This is a genomic window from Rubrobacter aplysinae, assembly GCF_001029505.1.
Lineage (GTDB): Bacteria > Actinomycetota > Rubrobacteria > Rubrobacterales > Rubrobacteraceae > Rubrobacter_A > Rubrobacter_A aplysinae.
The window spans coordinates 124,836-145,613 of sequence record NZ_LEKH01000007.1 but is presented as its reverse complement, the minus strand read 5'-3'; the positions used below and the strand labels follow the sequence as shown (position 1 = coordinate 145,613).

General features: G+C 60.9%; 14 protein-coding genes. 9 read left to right on the top strand and 5 right to left on the bottom strand.

Annotated features, from left to right (window positions below; genetic code table 11):
• The first annotated feature begins 203 nt into the window (after window positions 1–203).
• From ABD53_RS09260 to ABD53_RS09230, 7 genes are all read left to right on the top strand, one after another.
• Window positions 204–1,388, top strand: a complete 1,185-nt coding sequence (locus ABD53_RS09260) for an XRE family transcriptional regulator (protein ID WP_084709470.1) — start codon at window positions 204–206, stop codon at window positions 1,386–1,388.
• Between the two features lie 10 nt (window positions 1,389–1,398).
• Window positions 1,399–2,130: a hypothetical protein gene (locus ABD53_RS09255; protein WP_152670705.1), complete on the top strand. Its 732-nt coding sequence runs from the start codon at window positions 1,399–1,401 to the stop codon at window positions 2,128–2,130.
• A 135-nt stretch (window positions 2,131–2,265) separates the two neighbouring features.
• Window positions 2,266–4,410, top strand: coding sequence for a type I restriction-modification system subunit M (locus ABD53_RS09250; protein WP_047865485.1), 2,145 nt, complete (start codon window positions 2,266–2,268; stop codon window positions 4,408–4,410).
• A complete protein-coding gene (locus ABD53_RS09245; protein WP_047865484.1) occupies window positions 4,401–5,807 on the top strand; it encodes a restriction endonuclease subunit S in 1,407 nt (468 codons plus the stop codon). The genes ABD53_RS09250 and ABD53_RS09245 overlap by 10 nt, the downstream gene beginning before the upstream one ends.
• Window positions 5,794–8,757 carry a type I restriction endonuclease subunit R gene (locus ABD53_RS09240; protein WP_047865483.1) on the top strand — a complete coding sequence of 988 codons (2,964 nt, stop codon included), beginning with the start codon at window positions 5,794–5,796 and terminating at the stop codon, window positions 8,755–8,757. The genes ABD53_RS09245 and ABD53_RS09240 overlap by 14 nt, the downstream gene beginning before the upstream one ends.
• 411 nt (window positions 8,758–9,168) lie before the next feature.
• Window positions 9,169–11,184, top strand: a complete 2,016-nt coding sequence (locus ABD53_RS09235; RefSeq protein ID WP_047865482.1) for a hypothetical protein — start codon at window positions 9,169–9,171, stop codon at window positions 11,182–11,184.
• Window positions 11,181–12,893, top strand: a complete 1,713-nt coding sequence (locus ABD53_RS09230; protein WP_047865481.1) for a hypothetical protein — start codon at window positions 11,181–11,183, stop codon at window positions 12,891–12,893. The genes ABD53_RS09235 and ABD53_RS09230 overlap by 4 nt, the downstream gene beginning before the upstream one ends.
• 123 nt (window positions 12,894–13,016) lie before the next feature.
• Here ABD53_RS09230 and ABD53_RS16970 read toward each other — a convergent pair whose 3' ends face one another.
• From ABD53_RS16970 to lexA, 5 genes are all read right to left on the bottom strand, one after another.
• Window positions 13,017–13,229, bottom strand: coding sequence for a hypothetical protein (locus ABD53_RS16970; RefSeq protein WP_152670704.1), 213 nt, complete (start codon window positions 13,227–13,229; stop codon window positions 13,017–13,019).
• A 169-nt stretch (window positions 13,230–13,398) separates the two neighbouring features.
• The gene (locus ABD53_RS09225) at window positions 13,399–14,109 is read right to left on the bottom strand and encodes an SOS response-associated peptidase (protein WP_047865480.1); all 711 of its coding nucleotides are present in this window, start codon (window positions 14,107–14,109) and stop codon (window positions 13,399–13,401) included.
• A gap of 44 nt (window positions 14,110–14,153) precedes the next feature.
• The gene (locus ABD53_RS09220) at window positions 14,154–14,504 is read right to left on the bottom strand and encodes a DUF3006 domain-containing protein (protein WP_047865479.1); all 351 of its coding nucleotides are present in this window, start codon (window positions 14,502–14,504) and stop codon (window positions 14,154–14,156) included.
• Between the two features lie 11 nt (window positions 14,505–14,515).
• The gene (locus ABD53_RS09215; RefSeq protein ID WP_053057876.1) at window positions 14,516–15,877 is read right to left on the bottom strand and encodes an MBL fold metallo-hydrolase; all 1,362 of its coding nucleotides are present in this window, start codon (window positions 15,875–15,877) and stop codon (window positions 14,516–14,518) included.
• Between the two features lie 194 nt (window positions 15,878–16,071).
• Window positions 16,072–16,698, bottom strand: coding sequence for a transcriptional repressor LexA (gene lexA / locus ABD53_RS09210; RefSeq protein ID WP_047865478.1), 627 nt, complete (start codon window positions 16,696–16,698; stop codon window positions 16,072–16,074).
• A gap of 275 nt (window positions 16,699–16,973) precedes the next feature.
• On the opposite strand from lexA, the gene ABD53_RS17275 reads away from it, so the two are divergent.
• Both ABD53_RS17275 and ABD53_RS09200 read left to right on the top strand, forming a co-directional pair.
• The gene (locus tag ABD53_RS17275; protein WP_047865477.1) at window positions 16,974–17,330 is read left to right on the top strand and encodes a hypothetical protein; all 357 of its coding nucleotides are present in this window, start codon (window positions 16,974–16,976) and stop codon (window positions 17,328–17,330) included.
• On the top strand, window positions 17,294–20,755 hold the full coding sequence (locus tag ABD53_RS09200) for a DNA polymerase III subunit alpha (protein ID WP_084709467.1): 3,462 nt from the start codon (window positions 17,294–17,296) through the stop codon (window positions 20,753–20,755). Before ABD53_RS17275 ends, ABD53_RS09200 begins: the two co-directional genes overlap by 37 nt.
• Window positions 20,756–20,778: the final 23 nt, after the last annotated feature.

Here is a 20,778-nt window from a genome sequence, read left to right as displayed (position 1 = left end):
CACCACCTTTCCGTCGATCTTGTCTGACCACCTTGAGTATCCGAAGTAAGTTAACATGTTCACTCCATATGTACAAGAGAAAGCTAAACTTAAGAGGTAACTAAAAATGCAAAAGCCCTATTTTAATGGCGCATTGAGTGTTTACTTTATACAGGTTTTTGGGTAACATTTCAGTCCAGAGGAGTACATGGGAGAGGTGAGCCGTGGGCGTTGAGGAGCGACTCAGAAAGAGCAGGGAGCGGGTGTCTCTTAACCAGGGACAGGCGGCTCGCGCCGTGGGTGTTCCCAGGGAGCTTGTCTCCATGTGGGAGGGTGGTAGCCGCAACCCGAACGTCAAGCAGGTCGAGAACCTGGCGAGCCTCTATGGGGTGAGTGCGGAGTACCTGCTGGGGCAGGCGGAGCTCGAGGAGGGCCACGAGAAGCAGGTGATTTTCAGGGGCTTGGAGGAGAGCCCGGAGGCCATGGTGAAGATAAGGCGGTGGCTGGACTTCCTCGACGACTGGGCCGAGCTTCTAGAGGACCTCGGCATGGAGGATAGGCTCACCGGCCCCGGCAAGCCGCGTCGCGCGTTGGACGAAGGCTACGTCACCGACGCCCGCAGGGCGCCGAAGTTGGCAGCGAGGGCGCGCGAGGAGTACGGGCTAGGGCGGGACGCGATTCCCAGCCTCTATGCCTTCTTGGACAATGAGGGGATACTGGTGTACCGGGCTTCGCTTGGGCCGTTGGGCTTGGATGGCGGCGGTATCTCTGGGGCATTCTTCAACCATCCGAGGCTCGGCTACTGCATCTTGGTCAACGAGGATACTACCCTGGGCCGCCAGGCCTTTACCCTGGCTCACGAGTTCGCCCACGCCCTGCACCACTATCCTTCGGGCGGGATAGTCTGCCGTCGGGTAGAGTCCGGAGCGCCGGAGGAGAGGTTCGCGAACGCCTTCGCGGCGCATTTCCTGGTTCCCGGGAAGGAGCTCCGTGGGATGGTCGCTCATGGTGGCGGGGAGGTGGACGCCTATGAGGCGCTGCGTCTGGCCTCCTACTTCCGGGTCAGCTATGCGACCCTGCTCAACCGCCTCAGGGAGGAGAGGCTGATCGAACGGGAGAGGTTCGAGGATCTCAGCGGTTACAGCCCCCGGCGAATGGCCCAGCGGCACGGGCTCGATTCGGGGGTCTTCGAGGTGCCCGAGCCGGACGCCTTGCACTTCGAGCGCTACCCGATCTCCGTGGTTGAGGTCGTGGTCGAGGCCTTAGAAGGGGACGAGCTGACCGTGGCGCAGGCGGCGGATGTGCTTGACGTCGGCGTGGACGTGCTGCAGGAGTACGTCCGCTGGATCGTCTCTCCCCCGGAGGCCGACGAGGAGGAGCGCCGCGAGTTCGAAGAGTTGCCCTTCTGAAGTTTCTGTGGTGAGTGCGGAGGGGCACACGGTAGAGGAGGCGCTCGGCCGCAGGTGTATCGCCGACACCAGCCTCCTCAACAACTTCGTCCATAGCGGCAACGCCCTTCTACTGAACCGGCTCCTCCGGAGGCCGGTCTTTCTCTCCCCGGCCGTCCTGCACCGGGACGAGACCCTGCTAGCCGACTTTGCAGGTACCAAGCCCTCCTCCGAGTTCCTGCAGCCCCTGTACCGGGCGACCACTCTAGGGCAGAGTGGCTACCGGGACATAGCGGCTCATGTACAGTCGTTCGCGGTCCGCTCGGGGGATCTGTGGGAGCAGGTGGAGCCGGAGCAGGAGGAGGTGGCCCTGGCGCTGCGCTTCCGCAGCCGGCAGATCCGCGAGGAGGTACGCCAGAGGTGCCCGGACATAAAACGCTCCCGGATCCGGCTCGGCGACGGCGAGGCAGAGGCCGCGGCGATAGCCATTACTAGAGGCTGGACCTTTCTCACCGATGATCAGGCCTCGGTGGACCTGCTGCGGTGCCTGTACCCGGAGGTCCCTACGGCGAGAACCTGTACCCTGTTACGTCACGCCGCCGAGCTGGAGCATATCGCCTGTGAGGAGGCGGCTTGGGCCTTCAACCACCGAATAGTGGACGGATTGGGTTTCTGGGCTCGCCGCGGTCCTAGGACCGGCCGCGAGAGGCTCTGGCTCAGGTGCGACCCACCGCGGTGTGAGTGGGAAGCGGAGAGGCCATGAGGGTCCTCTCCAGTCTACGAGCAGATGTATTCGGCGGCGTTGCTACAATTGGGTGTCATCACGAGTTACAGGGGCCGGACTGTCTCAGGGTCGAGGGGCACGGGAAATTGCGAGGCTTGGGGGAGTAGGATTTCGGTGGATCAACCACGCTTGAACTGGATCGCAAACTTTATCTGGGGTATCGCTGACGATGTCTTGCGGGACGTGTACGTGCGGGGCAAGTACCGGGATATCATCCTCCCCATGACGGTAATCCGGCGTCTGGACGCGGTGTTAGAGCCGAGCAACAAGGAAGTCCTCGCGATGAAGGAGAGGCTCGACGCCGCAGAGATACTCCACCAAGATGCGGCGCTGCGGCAGGCGGCGGGGCAGGCCTTCTACAATATCTCACCTTTCACCCTGCGCGACCTGAGGTCCAAGGGCAAGGCGCAGCAACTCAGAGCGGACTTCGAAGCCTACCTGGACGGTTTCTCGCCCAACGTGCAGGAGATCCTCGAGAAGTTCAACTTCCGGGCCCAGATCCCCACCCTGATCGAGGCGGACATACTCGGCCACCTGATAGAGAAGTTCCTCGACAGCCGCATAAACCTGAGCCCGCACCCCGTGTTGAACGGCGACGGCTCCACGAGGCTCGCCGATCTGGACAATCATGCCATGGGCACAATCTTCGAGGAGCTCATCCGGCGCTTCAACGAGGAGAACAATGAGGAAGCGGGAGAGCACTTCACGCCGCGCGACGTGGTGGAGCTCATGGCCGACCTGATCGTGTTTCCCATCGCAGAGGATCTACAGTCGGGTACCTACTTGCTTTACGACGGGGCGTGCGGCACCGGCGGGATGCTCACCGTGGCCGAGGAGCGGCTGGGAGAGATAGCCAGGGAGCGCGGCAAGGAGGTCTCCGTCCACCTCTTCGGCGAGGAGGTCAACCCCGAGACCTACGCTATAACCAAGGCCGACCTGCTGCTAAAGGGAGAGGGCGAGGACGCCGAGAACTTCGTCAGGGGCTCTACCTTATCCGAAGACGGCTTTCCGGCTCGCGAGTTCGACTTCATGCTCTCGAATCCGCCCTACGGCAAGAGCTGGAAAACGGACCTCGAGAGGATGGGCGGAAAGGGCAACATCCGCGACCTGCGGTTCGTGACCGAGCACGCCGCTGACCCCGTGTTCAGTCTCATGACCCGCTCCAGTGACGGGCAGCTAATGTTCCTGGTCAACAAGCTAGCCAAGATGAAGGACGACACGCCTCTGGGCAGCCGCATCGCCGAGGTGCATAACGGCTCCTCTCTGTTTACCGGCGACGCCGGCAGCGGGGAGAGTAATATCCGCCGCTGGATTCTGGAGAATGATTGGCTAGAGGCGATCATCGCTCTCCCCCTGAGCATCTTCTACAACACCGGCATCGCCACCTACGTCTGGGTGTTGACGAACCGCAAGCCGGACCACCGTAAGGGCAAGGTCCAGCTCATAGACGCCACGGGCTGGTACAGGCCGCTCAGGAAGAACCTGGGCGAGAGAAACCGCGAGCTCACCGGCGAGGAGATCCGGCGCATCCTGGACACTTTCTTGGACTTCGAGGAGAGCGAAGAGTCGAAGATCTTCTCCAACGAGGCCTTCGGGTACAAGAAGATCACCGTAGAGCGTCCCCTGCGCCTCGCCGCTGATCTATCCGGGGCGGCACTGGGGCGATTCGACGAGGCTTGCGGGGAGAAGGAGAAGATCCTCGCGGAGGCGGTTCGGGCAGTGGCGAAGAGGCTGGGAGAGGGTCCGCACCTCGACTGGCAGGCCTTCGAGGCCGACGTCGAGGAGGAAGCCAAACGCCACAACCTGAAGCTGCCCGCTACGCGAAAGAAGCTGCTGCGCTCGGAGCTGGGGGTGAGAGACGAGGAGGCGGCAGCCCTTATCAAGAAGGTACATAAGCTCGGCAAGCTAGAGACGGCCACCAGTTACGGTCGCTACCAGGAGACGCGGGACGGCACGATGTGCGTCGCGGAGTACGAGCCCGACCCCGAGCTGCGCGACACCGAGGAGGTGCCACTGCTCGAGGAGGGAGGCATCGAGGCATTCTTCGAGCGGGAGGTGTTGCCACATGCCCCGGACGCCTGGATAGATGACGCCAAGACCCGGACAGGGTATGAACTCAACTTCAACCGCCACTTCTACAAGCCGAAGCCGATGAGGACCCTGGAGGAGATCCGGGCTGATATAGACGAGATCGAGCGGGAGACCGAAGGCCTCCTGGATCAGATCCTCGTGGAGACGGAAGGCGAGCGATGGGCCTAAAGCTCAACCCCTACCCCGAGTACAAGGATTCCGGGCTGCCGTGGCTCGGGGAGGTACCGGAACACTGGGAAATTAGGCGTAACGGCGGTATGTTCGCTCAGAGGGTCGAGACCGGTTATCCAGAACTGCCGATCCTAGAGGTATCCCTGAATACTGGGGTGCGAGTCCGCAACATGGATGATTTCACCCGTAAGCAGGTGATGAGTGACTACGGACAGTACAAGCGGGCGGTCGAGGGCGACATCGCCTATAATATGATGCGAATGTGGCAAGGCGCAGTGGGACGCGCTCCTACCGATGGCTTGATAAGCCCAGCCTATGTTGTTGCCCGGCCGCACCATGGTGCGGAGAGTCGTTACTATGGCTATCTATTTCGGACAGACGCCTATATGGACGAGGTCAACAAGTATTCGAGGGGGATAGTTAGTGACCGCAACCGACTCTATTGGGAAGAATTCAAGCAAATGCCTTCGGCTTTGCCGCCACCGAATGAGCAGCGGAGGATAGCCGACTTCCTTGATGCTCACGGTCGCATACTACAGCAATGGATCCAGGCCAAGCAGCGGCTTATCGAGCGTCTCAACGAGCAGAAGCAAAGCATTATCCAGCAGGCTGTAACGCGTGGGCTCGATCCCAAGATATCAATGAAGCGAACCGGCCTCGACTGGTTACCGGAAGTACCAGAGCACTGGAAAGTGTCAAAACTCAAGTTTGCAGCGCGACTGATCGTAGGCGGTTCCACGCCTCCAAGCCAACAGCTGGAGTGCTGGAATGGCGATGTTGTCTGGGTCACTCCGGAGGACGTAGCTCAAAAAGAAACTCTAAGCGACTCTTCGCGCAGGATTACGGTACAGGGAGTCGCTAGTTGCTCGACAGTGTTAGTTCCATCAGGCAGCATAGTGATTACATCTAGGGCGCCCGTTGGAAATCTTGCCATAGCGGCACTTGAGTTGTGTACGAACCAAGGATGTAAGGCAATCGTCCCGCATTTGGAGCGACTAGATTCTCAGTATGGATATTATCTTCTGCATGTGCTCAAGCTAGAGATTCAGAGCCTAGCAAAAGGAACAACATTTCCCGAAATTTCTACTTTCGAACTCTCGAACATTCAGATCCCTCTTCCAAGGATTGAGGAGCAGCAAGAAATTAGAGCCTTTATCCTCGAGGAGTCGTGGTCTATAAACCAAGCTATAGAGCGGACGCATCGAGAGATCGATCTCATCCGCGAATACCGTACGCGCCTGGTCTCCGACGTAGTAACCGGCAAGCTCGACGTGCGCGATGCTGAACTGCCGGATATAGAGGAAGAGAATAAAAATCTCTTACCGATCGAGCCGGATGACGACCGTCACGGGGAACTGCTGGCGGCCGAGGGGGTGGATGATGTCAACCTCTGATACCAGCGAGAGGGGACTTGAGACCCTTGTCGTCTCTACCTTGACCGGCTCGCATGGAGGGCAAGGCTCGACAGGCGGAGGCTATTTTCAGGGCGACCCGAAGGACTACGACCCCAATTTCTGCGTGGACCTCGCGAAGCTCCTCTTCTTTCTGCGGGCGACCCAGCCCGAGGTCGTCGAGCAGCTAGGGCTGGACGAAGGAGGCTCCCGGCTCCGGAAGTTCCTGGATCGGCTTGGCGGCGAGGTCGCAAAGCGCGGGGTGGTGGAGGTGCTACGAGGCGGCATAAAGACCGGCCCGGCCTCGGTCGACTTATTCTACGGGAGGCCTTCTACAGGTAACGAAAAGGCCAGGAAGCTCTTCGATGCCAACGTCTTCTCCGTCACCCGACAGGTTCGCTATAGCTCGGATAACAAGTCCTCCGGCATCCTCGACCTTGTCCTCTTCATTAACGGTCTGCCACTTTTAACCTTCGAACTGAAGAACCGCCTGACCCATCAGACGGTCGAGGACGCCGTCGAGCAGTACAAGCGGGACCGGGATCCGAGGGAGTCTCTGTTCCACCTCGGCCGGTGCCTGGCGCACTTCGCTGCCGACGAGGAGGAGGTGCGTTTCTGTACGCACCTGCAAGGCAAGTCCTCTTGGTTCTTGCCGTTCAACAAGGGCCATGATGACGGGGCGGGCAACTCGCCAAACCCGGCAGGCATCAAGACCGACTACCTGTGGCGCGAGATTCTGACTCGCGAGAGCCTCACGGACGTCATCGAGAACTACGCCCAGCTCGTGGAAGAGAGAGAGGCGAAAACCGGAAGGAAGAAGCGCTCGCAGATCTTCCCCCGTTACCACCAGCTCGACGCGGTCAGGAAGCTGCTCTCGAGCGCGAGGGAGCACGGAGCCGGCAGACGCTACCTGATCCAGCACTCGGCGGGCAGCGGCAAGAGCAACTCCATAGCCTGGCTCGCCCACCAGCTCGTCGGGCTCGAGGCCGGCAGCCGCGCGATCTTCGATTCGGTCATAGTGGTCACCGACCGCCTGGTACTCGATAGTCAGCTGCAGGCAACGATAAAGCAGTTCGCCCAGGTCTCGGCCACTGTGGGCCACGCCGACAGCGCCGCTGACCTCCGGCGTCTTCTGGCGGACGGCAAGAAGATCATCATAACCACGGTACAGAAGTTCCCGTTTATCCTGGACGAGCTCGGATCGGAGCATGGCGGGCGCTCATTCGCCATTCTCATCGACGAGGCGCACTCTAGCCAGGGCGGGCGCACGGCCGGGGCTATGAACATAGCCCTCTCCGGAGCGGAAGAGGGTGAGGACGCCCCAGAGGACGCCGTTAACCGCGTTATGGAGGCGCGCAAGATGCTCCCGAACGCGAGCTACTTCGCCTTCACCGCCACCCCGAAGAACAAGACGCTCGAGATCTTCGGTGACTCCCGGAAGGTCGAAGACGGCAGGGTCAAGCACGTTCCCTTCCACTCCTACACCATGAAGCAGGCCACTCAAGAGGGTTTCATCCTCGACGTGCTGGGCAAATACACGCCGGTTCGCAGCTACTATCGCCTCGTGCAGCAAGCCGAGAACGACCCATTATTCGATCTCAAGAGGGCGCAGAAAAAACTCAAGCTCTACGTCGAAGGCCACGAGCAGGCCGTCCGGCACAAGGCCGAGATCATGGTAGATCACTTCCACGAGCAGGTCCTAGCCAAGAACAAGGTCGGCGGTCAGGCGCGGGCGATGGTGGCTACCGGCTCCATAGAACGCGCCATCACCTACTTCCGCGCCATCCAGTCTTACCTCCGCGAGCGCGGCAGCCCCTACAAAGCTGTTGTGGCGTTCTCCGGCGAGTATGAGTACGGAGGTGAGAAGCTGACTGAAGCGTCCTTGAACAGCTTTGCGAGTAACCTGATCCCGGAGAGGTTCCGCGAGGACCCCTACCGCTTCCTGGTGGTAGCGGAGAAATTCCAAACCGGCTACGATGAGCCTCTGCTGCACACGATGTACGTGGACAAGCCTCTCTCCGGCATCAAAGCGGTTCAGACCCTCTCCAGGCTCAATCGCGCCCACCCCAGAAAGCACGACACCTTCATCCTGGACTTCTACAACGATGCAGAGACTATTCGCAAGGCGTTCGAACCCTACTACCGCACTACTATCCTGGGAGAGGAGACCGACCCCGACAAGCTGCACGACCTCAAGTCCGACCTTGACAGCCCTCAGGTATACACCGAAGAAGAGGTGTACAACCTCGTCGCCCTCTACCTCGCCGGCGCCGACAGGGAACGTCTCGACCCGATTCTGGATACATGTGTGGGCCGCTACGTCGATGTTCTCGACGAAGACGGACAGGTGGAGTTCAAGAGCAAGGCAAAGGCTTTCGTCCGTACCTACAGCTTTCTGGGCACGATACTCCCGTACACCAACCCCGACTGGGAGAGGCTCTCAGTGTTCCTGACGCTGCTCACACCCAAGCTGCCGGCACCCAAGGAGGAGGACCTCTCTCGCGGCATACTGGAGGCAATAGACCTGGAGAGCTACCGGGCGGAGGCCCACTCATCGCTATCCATCGCACTCTCCGAGGACGAGGGAGAGATTGGCCCTGTCCCGACCGAACAGGGCGCAGGAAAGCCTGAACCCGAGATGGAACACCTGAGCAGCATCCTGCGGGAATTCAACGACCTCTTCGGCAACATTGAGTGGCAGGACGAAGACAAGATAAAGAAGGTCATAGCCGAAGAGTTACCATCGAAGGTTCTGGCCGACAGGGCCTACCAGAACGCCCTCGCCAGCTCCGGTAAGGAAAATGCTCGCCTCGAGCACGACCGCGCCCTCGAAAGGGCCGTTATGGAGCTACTCTCCGACCACACCGAGCTGTTCAAGCAGTACTCGGACAACGCCTCGTTCCACCGATGGCTCTCTGATGCGGTGTTCGCCATGACCTACCAAGAGCGATGATCATGCCGAAGTGCTTGGAGATTTAGCATATGTCCACGCGGAACGTCTCCCCCTTGTGCCCCCTTGGATGTAGATTTCCTAGAACCCGTGCTCGTAGACAAACTCGGGAACTTGAATGCGGGAAGCGATTCCGGGAATGTGAGGAGCGCCCGTAGGCTACCTATGCGTCTCTCCCCCACCTCTTCCCGCATACCCCCATTTTGGCGAAGCTGTGTTTTGCGCTTCATTCTCAAGGCGGTTGCACATGAGTGAGCTACGCTGGCTACTTTGGTCAGTGACACACTGGTGGCCCCAATCGCTGATGCTTTGTGTGCTGATGCGCGTAAAATTCATCCTATGGATCATTCCACACTGGCGACTGACCCTACTCCCCGATGGCGACGTATAGAGCACGATCTCCCCGAGGCTCATTTGGCTCTACAGTACGCTGCTGGTGCTATTTACGAGCAGGTTGAAGAGCCTATCGAGGTAGATAGCGCAGCTCCGGACATGAGCGCTGCAGAGGAATTTGGCTATTTGGCGAGAGGGAGTGAGGGGATCTCCTTCACCGACCCAAGTGTGAGGCAGGAGTACCTGAGCCAGCATGTGGCTACCGTCATGACATCGGAATGGGACGAGCCTGATCGGTTTGCCGGAGAGCTAGTCGAGGCGCAACATCGAATTTTGGAGTACTTCCGAGGGCGTGAGGCGACAACGATCGTACTGCTCATCTTGGCCCGTGACCACGGCAGAGACATCATCGGGCGCCTCGGAGAGCTGGCGAGGGCAACCACAGATGGAAACCCGCAAAATCGGCTCTTCTGGGACCTCTACAGCCCTTTCTGCGGGGCGCTACCAGAGCTCGCGTTCGAGGCCAACAACCTCGCTGAAACACTGGAGGCGGTATCCGAGGCAACAGCTAACGACGGTGCAGCAGGGATCGTGTATAACGCCGTAGAGAAGTTGGCGTCCCGCTCTCGGGCGGAGGGCAATGAACTCTATGAAACCTTCAAAAAATATCCGAATTTACAGCTCATTACTTTCCTGCCGGCAATTTTGGTCGGCTTTGCGGCATTTGATCTGCACGAGGCCCATCGACGTGCGATCGAGTTGACCGAGAGTGCCGCTCCTGCTGTAAGGAGGGCTGGAATCGCCACACTAGGCCACATCTCTTATTCTGAAGATGATCGTGGTTGTTTGCTGGATACTACATGGAATCGTCTTGAGCGCATAAGGTCGGCTTCAGACGCCGAGGTCGACTACGCGCTAGCCGGAGCATACGGCAACATACTTAGCCGAAAGCCGGAAGCCACAAAGGCGCTGATTGAGCTCTCTACACGGCCAGAGCCAGCCACTCGGGGACACGTGTCCTCGATTCTGTTTCTGAAAGCCGACGAAGCTCATGGGGAGACCTGGTTCAAAGAGGCACTGCTGAATCTGGCCGTGACACCGGCCTCCCAAGTAGGTACATGGGAGAACCTGGATCACTCCATGTACCGCGTTTCAAGAGAAAGCCCGAACCTCGCAGTCGAGTTCATGGAAGCTACGGTGATCAGTCGACACTATGGATCGGGCGACGAAGAAGGCAAACTTACTGAAATGCTACATGGTGCCTTCGCCGAACTAGTGCGGCACTATCCAGAGACTCTTAAGGAGACCATAACGCGCTGGTTTTCGTCCTCTGAGCGGCGGCTACACCGTGCAGCACGTGATGTGGTGCACGCCACCTACGACATCACTAGTGGGACACAGCCGTGGCTGACGCTTAGTAAGTCGGTTCTGGACAAACTCGATGAGCAGGCTACCGTCCACACGCTACAGCGCATCGCGGGACTTGTCGCGACAAGTCGACCTCTTACTGCACTGTTGCTGTCAGCTGCTCGCCGGAACTCAGGCTCGCACGAGCTGCTCAGCTTCATTGCTGGTGCGCTCGCTGATTACGCACTCTATAACTACCCTTATGAAGCAGGCGACTACCTGAGAAGGAGACTTGAGAACAGTGACGTTTCAGAAGAAGAAATCAAGGTTGCCCGGGTTGCTCTTGGTAGCTCAGAGGCCTACCTTAAAGCTCTGAACGAGTTGCCTCAACTCCGAGAATTTCAGCCGCCATCGCACCATCGGTACCTGCTACGTCTGGCGGAACATAAGCAACAAACCGAAATGATGGATAGAGCAAAGCAGTCCTCTGTCTTGCTTAGCATTATACCCGAGCTGCCTCTTAAGTACGGTCGTAGTCATTTTATGGAGCTTGAGGGTGGCTTCACCGAACCCTCCGAGCTCAGCCCGTTCTCCGTCAGTGCAGAAAAGCCGCGCGGAGAAATACTAGACCCTGTCGGGCAAATGTATCGACGGTTGAGGGGTCAGTCTGCCGGACTCAACGAAGATAGCAACTCTGGAGATGAAGACGCCAACAATGCGGGAGACGCGGAAGGAGGTGTCGGCACGTGAGGCTGGTCATTCGCGAGTATCTCAGCATGCTGAAGGAATCGAAGGAACTCGACGCTCTTCTGGCTGACCTCTTGTTCGCCATGGGTATAGAGCCTATTAGCAAAGCACAAGTGGGCGTGCGGCAGTATGGCGTGGACGTGGCCGGAATAGGATGCGATCCAGAGGATGGTACAAAGAAACTCTTCCTTATCACCATCAAACAAGGGGACATCAATCGCCGTGACTGGGATGGCAGTGGACCACAAGCGGTGCGCCCCTCGCTCGATGAGATCCTTGAGATTTACATACCGAAGCACGTCGACGAAGAGCACCGCGAGTTGGTCAAAAAGATAGTGCTCTGTGGCGGCGGGGACATGGAGCAGGCCGTAGAGGACAACTGGAGAGGCTATAAGGAGCGGCACACCGAACCAGGTGCCAGGGAGTACGAATTCTGGGGCGCTGACAAACTCGCCACACTCGTCGAGGAGCACTTCCTGGATGAGTATCTCTTCCCCCAGTCAGCACAGAAGCAAATACGCAAGACTATCGCATTAGCCGATCAAAACGAGGAGGAGCCCCACCACTTTTACTCACTACTTCATGGCACACTCTTTGAACGCGACCTGCCGACGGGGGGCGCACCAGGGGCCATACGGCAACGACAGCGCGCTCTACGCCTACTCAACCTGAGCCTTAATATAGTCTTCCACTGGTGTGAGGAAGCGGACAACCTGCGACCTGCGTTACTCTGCGCAGAGCGTGCCGTGTTGCTTTCCTGGGATTGGATGCGCGAGTTTGATCTTCTCAATTGTGAGACAACACGCGGAGAGTTCGAGAGGATCTTCAGTACCTACATTCAGGTACTTTTTGCTTACGCCGTCAAACTCGCTCCATTGTGCATAGTACCGGATGGCCTCTCCGGGCAGTGGGACGATGAACTAGAGTATCCCCTGCGCACTTTCGATTCTATAAGTATTTTTAGCGTGCTGACCATAGCAATGAAGCGCGTCGCCGCTACCTCTACGAGCGAGCAGGACCAAGCGAACATTGAAGGCAATGCGCAGAGCACCGCTCGGATCCTCGCCGCCCTGATCAACAATAATCCTGCCGCCTCAACGCCGCGATTCGATGGTCATGTTGTCGACGTAGCATTGGGATTGCTCGCGCTCAATGAAGTCGGTCTCCACTCGTTCGCTGCAGACTGGGTCGAAAACACCTGCGGCCGGATTCTGCTCGCGTACAACGTGGGTAAACATTTTCCTATTTACACCGACTCCTACGATGACCTCGTTGCCATGCATGTCGACCAAGGTCCGTCCAAGGAGAACCTGATGCAGCTCTCAACCCTGCTACCTACGCTGGCGCATTGGCATGCGGTTCTGGATATGGACGCTTCCTACGAAGCCTTCAAGGGATCTATAGATGGGACGTTTAGCAATACAACCCTGCAGCTATGGTTCCCAACTGAGGACACCGAAGAGCACCTGTACCGAGATAACGCCGGCTTCACAAGCGGAACCACGCAGGCACCAATCCAGCTACCCCCGACGCTCGATGAACTCAGAGCTCACATCATTAGCCTATATAGAGAGCGCCGTGAGTTTGAGTCCCTCTCTTGCTTCGCACATGGCTGGCATATAATTGGCCTTATTGCGAGCCGTCACTACCGGACGCCGGTAATCCCCGCCTACTGGCAAGAATTAGTAAACGCACCTTTGGAGGAAGAATGATTCAGCAAGTAGCATAGCGGGGAAACGCCGATTACAGACTGCCAGCACTACAAACGAGATGAGAAGGTCGAAGACGAAAACTGCTCTGTAGTGGTGGTTCGCGGGAAACCTAATCCCCGGTATCTATACAGAGTCCTCTCTTTTCCTAAGCGCGCCCAGACGCTCCTGCCAGCGCCCGCCCCACCGGGCAGCGGCCGCCCTCGAAGCCGTCCCTTCGTCCAGTCCGCCTCGCGTCAGCGCATCGCCAAAGCCCGCGAGGTAACCTAGCCGCGCCGCTCTTAGCGCATAGGGAGCTTTCCAGGCCGGCAGGTCCAGATCCCGCCACAGTGACACCATGTCCGCCGCCGAGCGAAACTCACCGAGCGCTGCATCCTCCCCGCCGAGTCCTGCCCCAGCCCGACGGCAGATCTCTTCGAGTTCACTGGGCTCGTACGGTCCGCTAGCCGATGCGTGACGGGCCAGCGTCTCCGGCAGCTCGTAGTGGCCCCTGGCGGACAGTTCGAGCCTAGCGACTCTGCTCGCCCGCAGGCTCCGCCGGACCGACCGGCTCTACGCACGCGGGGTCATCGTTGGCTGGCTTATTGATGTGGGTGCTCACCGGGTAGGCCTCCATCTGCTCCGAAGGGTACGGCGAGAGGAGTGGCATGAGCTCTCCGGGCTCCTGTATAGAGGTATCGAGCCACGTGGCGTAGCTCTCCGGGGCGAGGATGACGGGCATCCTGTGGTGGATCCCGCTCATCAGCTCGTTCGCCTCCGTCGTGATGATAGTGGTGCTATGGATCTTCCGGCCATCTTCGCTTTCCCAGCTCTCCCACAATCCAGCGAAGGCGTAGGGAGTGCCGTCCTCAAGACGCATGTAGTAGGGTTGCTTTGGGCCAGATCCTGCCTCGTTCCTCGCCCACTCGTAGAAGCCGTCGGCGGGGATAAGGCACCGCCTCTTCTTGAACGCGGACTTGAAGGAGTTCTTCTCCGCGACCGTCTCGGCCCGGGCGTTTATCATGCGGGAACCGATCTCCGGGTCCCGTGACCAGCGCGGCACCAGTCCCCACTGGAGTTTCCCGAGCCGCCTTTCGCCTTCCGCGTTGGCGGCCACGGCGGCTATCTTCTGGGCCGGTGCTATGTTGTAGCTTGGGGTAAGCTCCGGCAGCTCTCCGGTTAGCTCGAACTGATCCACCAGCCTTCCCGTCGGGGTGGTGAGTGTGAACCGTCCGCACATGATGGGCTAATTATCCTCGAAACCTTGCGGCTTTCATCCCCCGCTCACTCACGGCCTTCCCCGCCTCTACTGCCTTCTCTGTGTTCTCCGCCTTTGAGGCGCTCTAGCCGGTCCTCGACTCGCTTCTGGCGCGCGTCGGTGGCCTGCCGGTCAAGACAGGCGTCTTTCAGGGCGACGCGCACGGTCTCCTCGTCGCCTTCTCCAAGGGAGCAGGAGAGCAGGATCACGTCCCCCTCCTCCGCTCCCTCCGGTAGCAGCGACCGGTCCACGTCCACCTTGACGCCCGTCCCCGGCCGGGAGCCTTCCGTACCCCCCGTATCCTCTATGAGCACGGCGACCTCTTTCTCGGGTCCCTCGAAGCGGTCTATGGTAGCGGTGGCCTCTGAGCCCGTCACGTCTATGTTTCCTACCGCTCCGGGGCTCCGGGCAGGCTCTCGCAGGCGATGCCATCCCCCTCACCGTCCAGGTAGTTGGGATCCGAGGGCTCCTGCTCGAGCACGGCCTGGGCTTCATCCCAGGTCTCGAAGTCCGAACAGTTGTACTCGTTGGGGCTGCTGGAGCCAGTCGAGCTGCTGGACTCACTGGAGCCGGTAGATGCGCCGGAGCCGCTAACCCCGCCGGAACCTCCGGACTCTCCGGTGGCCGGATCGGAGGCAGGAGCCTGCGTCTGACGGCTCCCGGACCCGGTACTCTGCCCCGATGGCCCTGCGGTCCTGTTCCCGCGTCCCGTACCTACGGCCCTGTAGCTCGACCCGTCGCTTCTGAAGGAGACCTCGCCTCGCAGGTCCGTCCGGTAAACGTTCGCGCCGTACTCCCTGAGCCGCGAAAGAACCTCCGGCGTCGGGTGGCCGTAGGAGTTGTCCGCCCCCACCTGTATAACCGCGGCCTCGGGGGAGGCGGCCTGTAGGAACTCCTCAGAGGTGGCGTCGGAGGAGCCGTGGTGGCCTACCTGCAAAATCTCCACGTCCGGCACCCGCCCGGCGGCCAGGAGCTCCTCCTCCTGCTCTGCCTCGGCGTCGCCCATGAACACGGCGTCGAAATCTCCGTAGGTGAGGTCGAGCACCAGCGAGCTCTCATTGGTCCCCTCCCCGAGCTCGTCGGGATAGATGAACTCGAGCTCAGCCGGAGAGTCCTCCCTGACCGCGTCTCCAGCCCTGGTCTCGACGTACCGCGCCCCCGACTCCTCGACCGCTGCCAGGAAGTCCTCGTAGGCCCCCGTGCCGTGGGGGTAGGCCGAGTCGTACACCGTATCCACCGGCACCGCATCGAGGACGTCCGCCAGTCCACCCACGTGGTCCTCGTCCGCGTGGGAGAGCACTACGGCGTCGAGCTCTCGGACGCCAAGCTCGCCGAGCCTCCGTACCACGAGCGGGCCGGCCTCTGTAGGGCCGCCATCTACGAGGACGTTCTCCCCTCCCGGTAGCTCCAGGAGTGCGGAGTTACCTTGCCCGACGTCGAGGAAGGTCACGGTGAGCTTCCCGCTAGCGCCCCCCGCTGACGAGACCCTCCCTTCGGTATCCGGGGCTTTGGTGGTCTCCGGCCCGGCGGATGCGACAGCGGGCGCGGCCGTGGGCTCCCGGCTCGTAGTCTGCGCTGCCTCCTCCGCGGTCCCGGACACGCTGTCCGGGGAGGTCTGTGCAGCGGTGGTGGAGCCGCCGCTCCCGGCCCCCGAGCACCCGGCTAGGGTAAGTAGCGCACACAGGACCGCGCCGGAGACCAGTGCCCTGGCGCGGCCCTCGTGGAACCACCGGCCTATTCTCCCTGCCATGCCCTGACTACCTCCTTGCCTCCTTGCCGCCCTGCTCGTGAAAGGCGTACGCACCCCTGCTGGTAATCGGCCGCGCGGGCCATGAGCTTTAGTTGCCGCTCCGGGCCTGGTCACCGCTTCGGGCACGCAGAAGTATCATACGGAGAAGCCCCAAAGCGGCTCGAGAGCAGCAGGAGCGCCTCGGGCGACTCCCCCTACCGGGCGGCGTGGATGACGTACACGACCCGGCCCTGGACCTCTACCTCGCCCCACCCCACCTCTATATCCTCGTGCTCGGGGCTCTCGGCAACGAGGAGTACGTGGCTGTTCTTGCGGTACAGTCGCTTTACCGTTACCTCATCACCTTCGAGCAGCGCAACCACTATCGTCCCATCAGGCGGGTCTTCTTCCTGCTCGACTACCACGAGGTCCCCGTCAGAGATCTTGGCGTCGACCATCGAGTCCCCCACTATCCGCAAGAGGTAACGTTGCCTACCGCTACCAGAGAGCAAGAGCTCCCCGGCCAGGGAGTACGCCTCGTCGGTGGCTATGGCCTCAAGCCCCCGCCCGGCGGCCGCCCGGCCCATCAGGGGCATCTCCCCCACCGCCTGCCAGCCGCGCTCCGTGAGCCGGAGCATCTTCGCCCAGCTCCCGTCCCGCTCTATATATCCCTCGCCCTTTAGCTTCCCCAGATGATGGTGGACGGTCTGCGTGCTAGAGAGCCCTACGGCTCCGGCTATCTCCTTCACCGAAGGCGGCGTCTCTCCTCCGGAGCGCCGGCGCGCGACGTACCGGAGGATCTCTAACCTCCTCGGGTGCAACGGGTGTAGCTCCTCGACCATCTTCAGAGAACTATACCCTCCTCTGCCCTAGACATCAAACGTGCATTTGGTGTAGTGTAGAAAAAGAGAAGAAACGAGGAAAAAGAGGAGCGCCCCTACCCCGGTCTCTCCGTGACCTACCGGCTGCCAACCTTGCGGGTCGCGGAGAGGGTGTGATCGGGATAGAGACGCCTGGCCTCTCCGTCCATTATACCGGCGGAGAGCCTGGCTCTCATCCCCCCGACGATCCTTAACCGCTCAACCGGGCTACCGGCCGCTCCCAGGAAGGGAGAGTTTTGGAAGCGTCCGTGGAGGCATCTGTCTCGGAAATTCACGGCTACCCCTTGCGGCCGGAAGGCTATGCGGAGCCACTGTTCCACTCACTGGAGTCCCGCAAGGAGATCCTGGAGCACTTCGCCAGGAGTAGCTGGCTGTGGCGAGCCTCGGAGCAGGCCGCGCCCGCGCCTGGACAAACTGGAGCTCCGTCTGGAGCACGGGCCGGGAGGGTTGTAAGGGTGATGTCCCGCTGGCGGGAGGTTGACCGCTGGTGGGAGCCCGACGGAGGGGTAGACGCGGTTTGGCGCCTGGTCGAATTGGACCGGGGCGGAGAGTGTGTATGGGCGGAGCCCCAGCGGGAGGTGCGGGCAGCCTGATGTCTCTACCCGACTTCAGCGCCCACCTCCACGTCAGGAGCGGCTACAGCTACGGCCAGGGCGTTGCCTACCCGGACGAGCTCGCAGAGGCTGCGGCTGGCATGGGCTATGACTATCTCGCACTCACGGACCGTGATGGGATGTACGGGGTGCCGAAGTTTCTGGCGGCCTGTAAAGAGCACGGCCTCTCCCCTATCGTCGGGGCCGAGGTCACCGTGGAAGCCCGCGGGGTGCGCGGCCATGTGGTCCTCCTCTGCGAGTCCATGGAGGGCTACGCGGCACTGTGCAGGCTCATCACCCGCTACAGAACCAGGCCCGGAGCGGATGGTGCGGCTGGAGGGCATCCCTCGGCGAAGGAGAGGCGGTTCCCGGTCTGCCCTTTAGAGGTGCTACTGGAGGAAGCCGCAAGTTCGCCGGGGCTTATATGCCTTACCGGGGCCATACCCTATGGGCTGATCGCAAGCCTCGTGGAACGAGGGAAATGGGCCGGAGCGAAGCGGCTCCTGTACGAGCTCGGGAAGGCCTTCGGAGAAGATAGCCTCTACGTGGAGCTAACCGACGACCGTACCAGATATTCCAAGAAGGGGCTGCGGCGCATCTCGGGGCTCGCAGACGAGTGCGGCGTACCCACGGTGGCCGCCAACGAGGTCACCTACCTGGAGCCGGCGGATCACAAGCTCAGTGAGACGATGTGGGCCGCCTACAACACCGTGTCTCTACCCGGTCCAGATCACCGGCCCACCGACCAGCTCTACCTCAAGCCCGCCTGGAAGATGGAGCGGCTTTTCGGAGACCTCCCCGAGGCGCTGGCTAACACGGGCCTGCTGGCCGAACACTGCGCTGGAGCCGTCTCTTTAGGAGGCGAGGTACTGGTACCGGCTTATCCCCCATACCGTGCTACTGAGGAAGGAAGTTGCGCGGTCTCCCCCAGGGAGAGGCTGCTGTCACTGGTCTTGCGCGGTGCCCGAGAACGCTACGGCAAGCCCGGTCCCGAGGTGAAGGCGCGTCTCAGGCGCGAGCTATCCTGTATCGGAGAGCTCGGCTTTACGAGCTACTTTCTTTTCGCACATGAAGCGAAGGAGATAGCGAGCGAGTTGGGTACTCCGGTAACGGGCCGGGGATCAGGGGCGAACTCGCTCGTGGCGTACTGCCTGGGCCTCACCCAGCCAGACCCCTTCGAGCACCGCCTCTTGTTCGAGCGCTTCATGCATGAGGGGCGGAAGAAGGACCCGCCGGACATCGACATGGACATGTGCAGTGAATTGAGAGACGAGGTGCGCGACGAGCTGATCTCCCGCTACTCGCAGTACGGCGCCGGGGTGGCGGCCACGGCAGCGACCTTCTCACTTCGCGGTGGTGTACGAGCGGCGGCCAGAGCCCTCGGCTACTCCCCGGCCGAGATAGACGCTCTTGCCAGAGGAGTACCCAGGCGAATCCGCGACAGGGACACGACCATCAACCAGGACGAGTCCTCCACCTGGGGCCACGCGCTGAAGAACCCGGCGATGCGGGAGCACGCCCTCCAGGACCGGAGGCGCTACGGGCTGCTCCTGGAGCTCGCCGAAAAGCTCGCGGGGCGTCTCCATCAGCCCGGCACACATCTCGGAGGCCTCGTAGTCGGCACCGACCATCAGCACCTCTCCGAGATAGTACCAATGGAGCATTCCGGGATGGAGGGCCTCCTCCGGGTCCAGTACGACAAGGACGACCTGGAGTACGTCGGGCTGCCCAAGCTCGATGTGCTCGGCCTCAAGATGCACACCGCTCTAAGGAAGTGCGGGGCGCTGGTCTCGGATCGCACCGGCGAGGAGATAGACCCCCTCTCTCCCCCATCCGGAGACAAAGAGACCTACGCTCTGATCCGGACCGGGGAGAATGCCGGGATGTTCCAGTTGGAGTCGCCGGGCCAGATGGCGCTTTCAAGGAGGCTCAAGCCGCGTCGGCTCTCGGACATCACGGCCTCGATCTCCCTGTTCCGGCCCGGCCCGGTTAGAGGCGACCTCGTCACCCCCTACGTGCGCCGGCGTAACGGTCAGGAACCGTACTCCGTCCCACTCCCGGAGCTCGACGAGGTCCTGCGCCCGACCTACGGGGTCCTTATATACCAGGAGCAGATCCTCGAGGTTGCAAACCGGGTCGCCCACTTCTCACTCGCCGAAGCCGACGGGATTCGCCGGGCCATGACCAAGGATCGGGGTACAGGAGCGATGGACGGGATAAAGCGGGAGTTCCTGGAGAGGACTATATCCAGAGGCGTTCCGGAAGAGACGGCCCGGGAGATAGTGGACTGGATGATTGGCTTCGCCGCCTACGGCTTCTCGGCCGCCCATGCCGCCTCCTTCGCCGAGCTCTCCTACGCCTCGGCCTACATGCGGTGCGAGTATCCCGCCCCCTACTTCACGGCACTTCTCAATTCACAGCCCATGGGATTCTACTCCCCGAGGGTGCTCCTCAACGAGGCCCGGAGGATAGAGATCTCCATACTCCCGCCCGACATACATCTATCCGGGGAGGGGTGTACCGTGGAGCACTCTGCGGAAAACGGAACCGCCGTTCGCGTCGGGCTCTCCTACTGCAAGGGGCTCTCACAGCGGAGTATCGACGGGATACTCGCGGAGCGGGAGGAGCGCCCTTTCTCCTCAGCAGCCGATCTCTACCATCGCACCCCGGTAGACAGCCGGGCGCTGGCGAACCTTATAAGAGGCGGCTTCCTCGACGCGCTGAGTCGTGAGAAGACTGGCGGCCGCAGGGAGCTTCTTGAGGAAGCTGAAAGACTCCCCAGGAAACGGTGCGGAGATAATCAGAGAGAGCTATCCGCAGCCGTGATCACCGGGCTCGGAAGCTCCGTGGAAGATGGCTGGTGGTACGAACGTCCGGGTGCCGGACGAATAGCGAGCCTACCATTCCCGCCCAGCGAGGAGGCGAGGATGCAGCGCGAGGTACTCTCGCTGGACGTCGTGGAACACCCTCTACGAAGGTACCGCCAGGCTCTGAAGGAGCTCCGGGTAACGCCGGCGAGGAAGGTACGGGAGATGCCCCACGGCTCCCGCGTCCGGGCCGCCGGGATCTTGGAGTGTCTACAGAGCCCGCCCACCAAGAGCGGCAAGCCCGTCTACTTCCTGCTTATAGAAGACGAGACGGGGCTCTTGCAGGCCACCATATTCAGTGATACCTACCAGAGGTACGGTCACAATCTCTACGGTGCCGCCTCTTTTCTCCTCGAAGGAGTCGTCGAGCAGGATGAGAGGCGCGGCTTCTCATTCGTGGTCGAGCGGATAGACGAGCTCGGCCGGCTGCTACCCGATACGCGCCAGACAGCCCCCGCCAGGGTGGACTCGGGCGCCGGGCTCGAAGTCTCAAAGCCTTCCACCAATGCCGGCAGAATCACCGCTGAAGATAGAGGCGAGCGTACCCGGGCAGGCTAGCTAGTTGCATACAGCTGCATACA

Bases quoted from the DNA above. Each gene is read 5' to 3' on its own strand.
- ABD53_RS09245 (WP_047865484.1), top strand. From the start codon at position 4,401: ATGGGCCTAAAGCTCAACCCCTACCCCGAGTACAAGGATTCCGGGCTG.
- lexA (WP_047865478.1), bottom strand. From the start codon at position 16,698: ATGGTCGAGGAGCTACACCCGTTGCACCCGAGGAGGTTAGAGATCCTC.
- ABD53_RS09240 (WP_047865483.1), top strand. From the start codon at position 5,794: ATGTCAACCTCTGATACCAGCGAGAGGGGACTTGAGACCCTTGTCGTC.
- ABD53_RS09200 (WP_084709467.1), top strand. From the start codon at position 17,294: ATGGGCGGAGCCCCAGCGGGAGGTGCGGGCAGCCTGATGTCTCTACCC.
- ABD53_RS09215 (WP_053057876.1), bottom strand. From the start codon at position 15,877: ATGGCAGGGAGAATAGGCCGGTGGTTCCACGAGGGCCGCGCCAGGGCA.
- ABD53_RS09225 (WP_047865480.1), bottom strand. From the start codon at position 14,109: ATGTGCGGACGGTTCACACTCACCACCCCGACGGGAAGGCTGGTGGAT.
- ABD53_RS16970 (WP_152670704.1), bottom strand. From the start codon at position 13,229: ATGGTGTCACTGTGGCGGGATCTGGACCTGCCGGCCTGGAAAGCTCCC.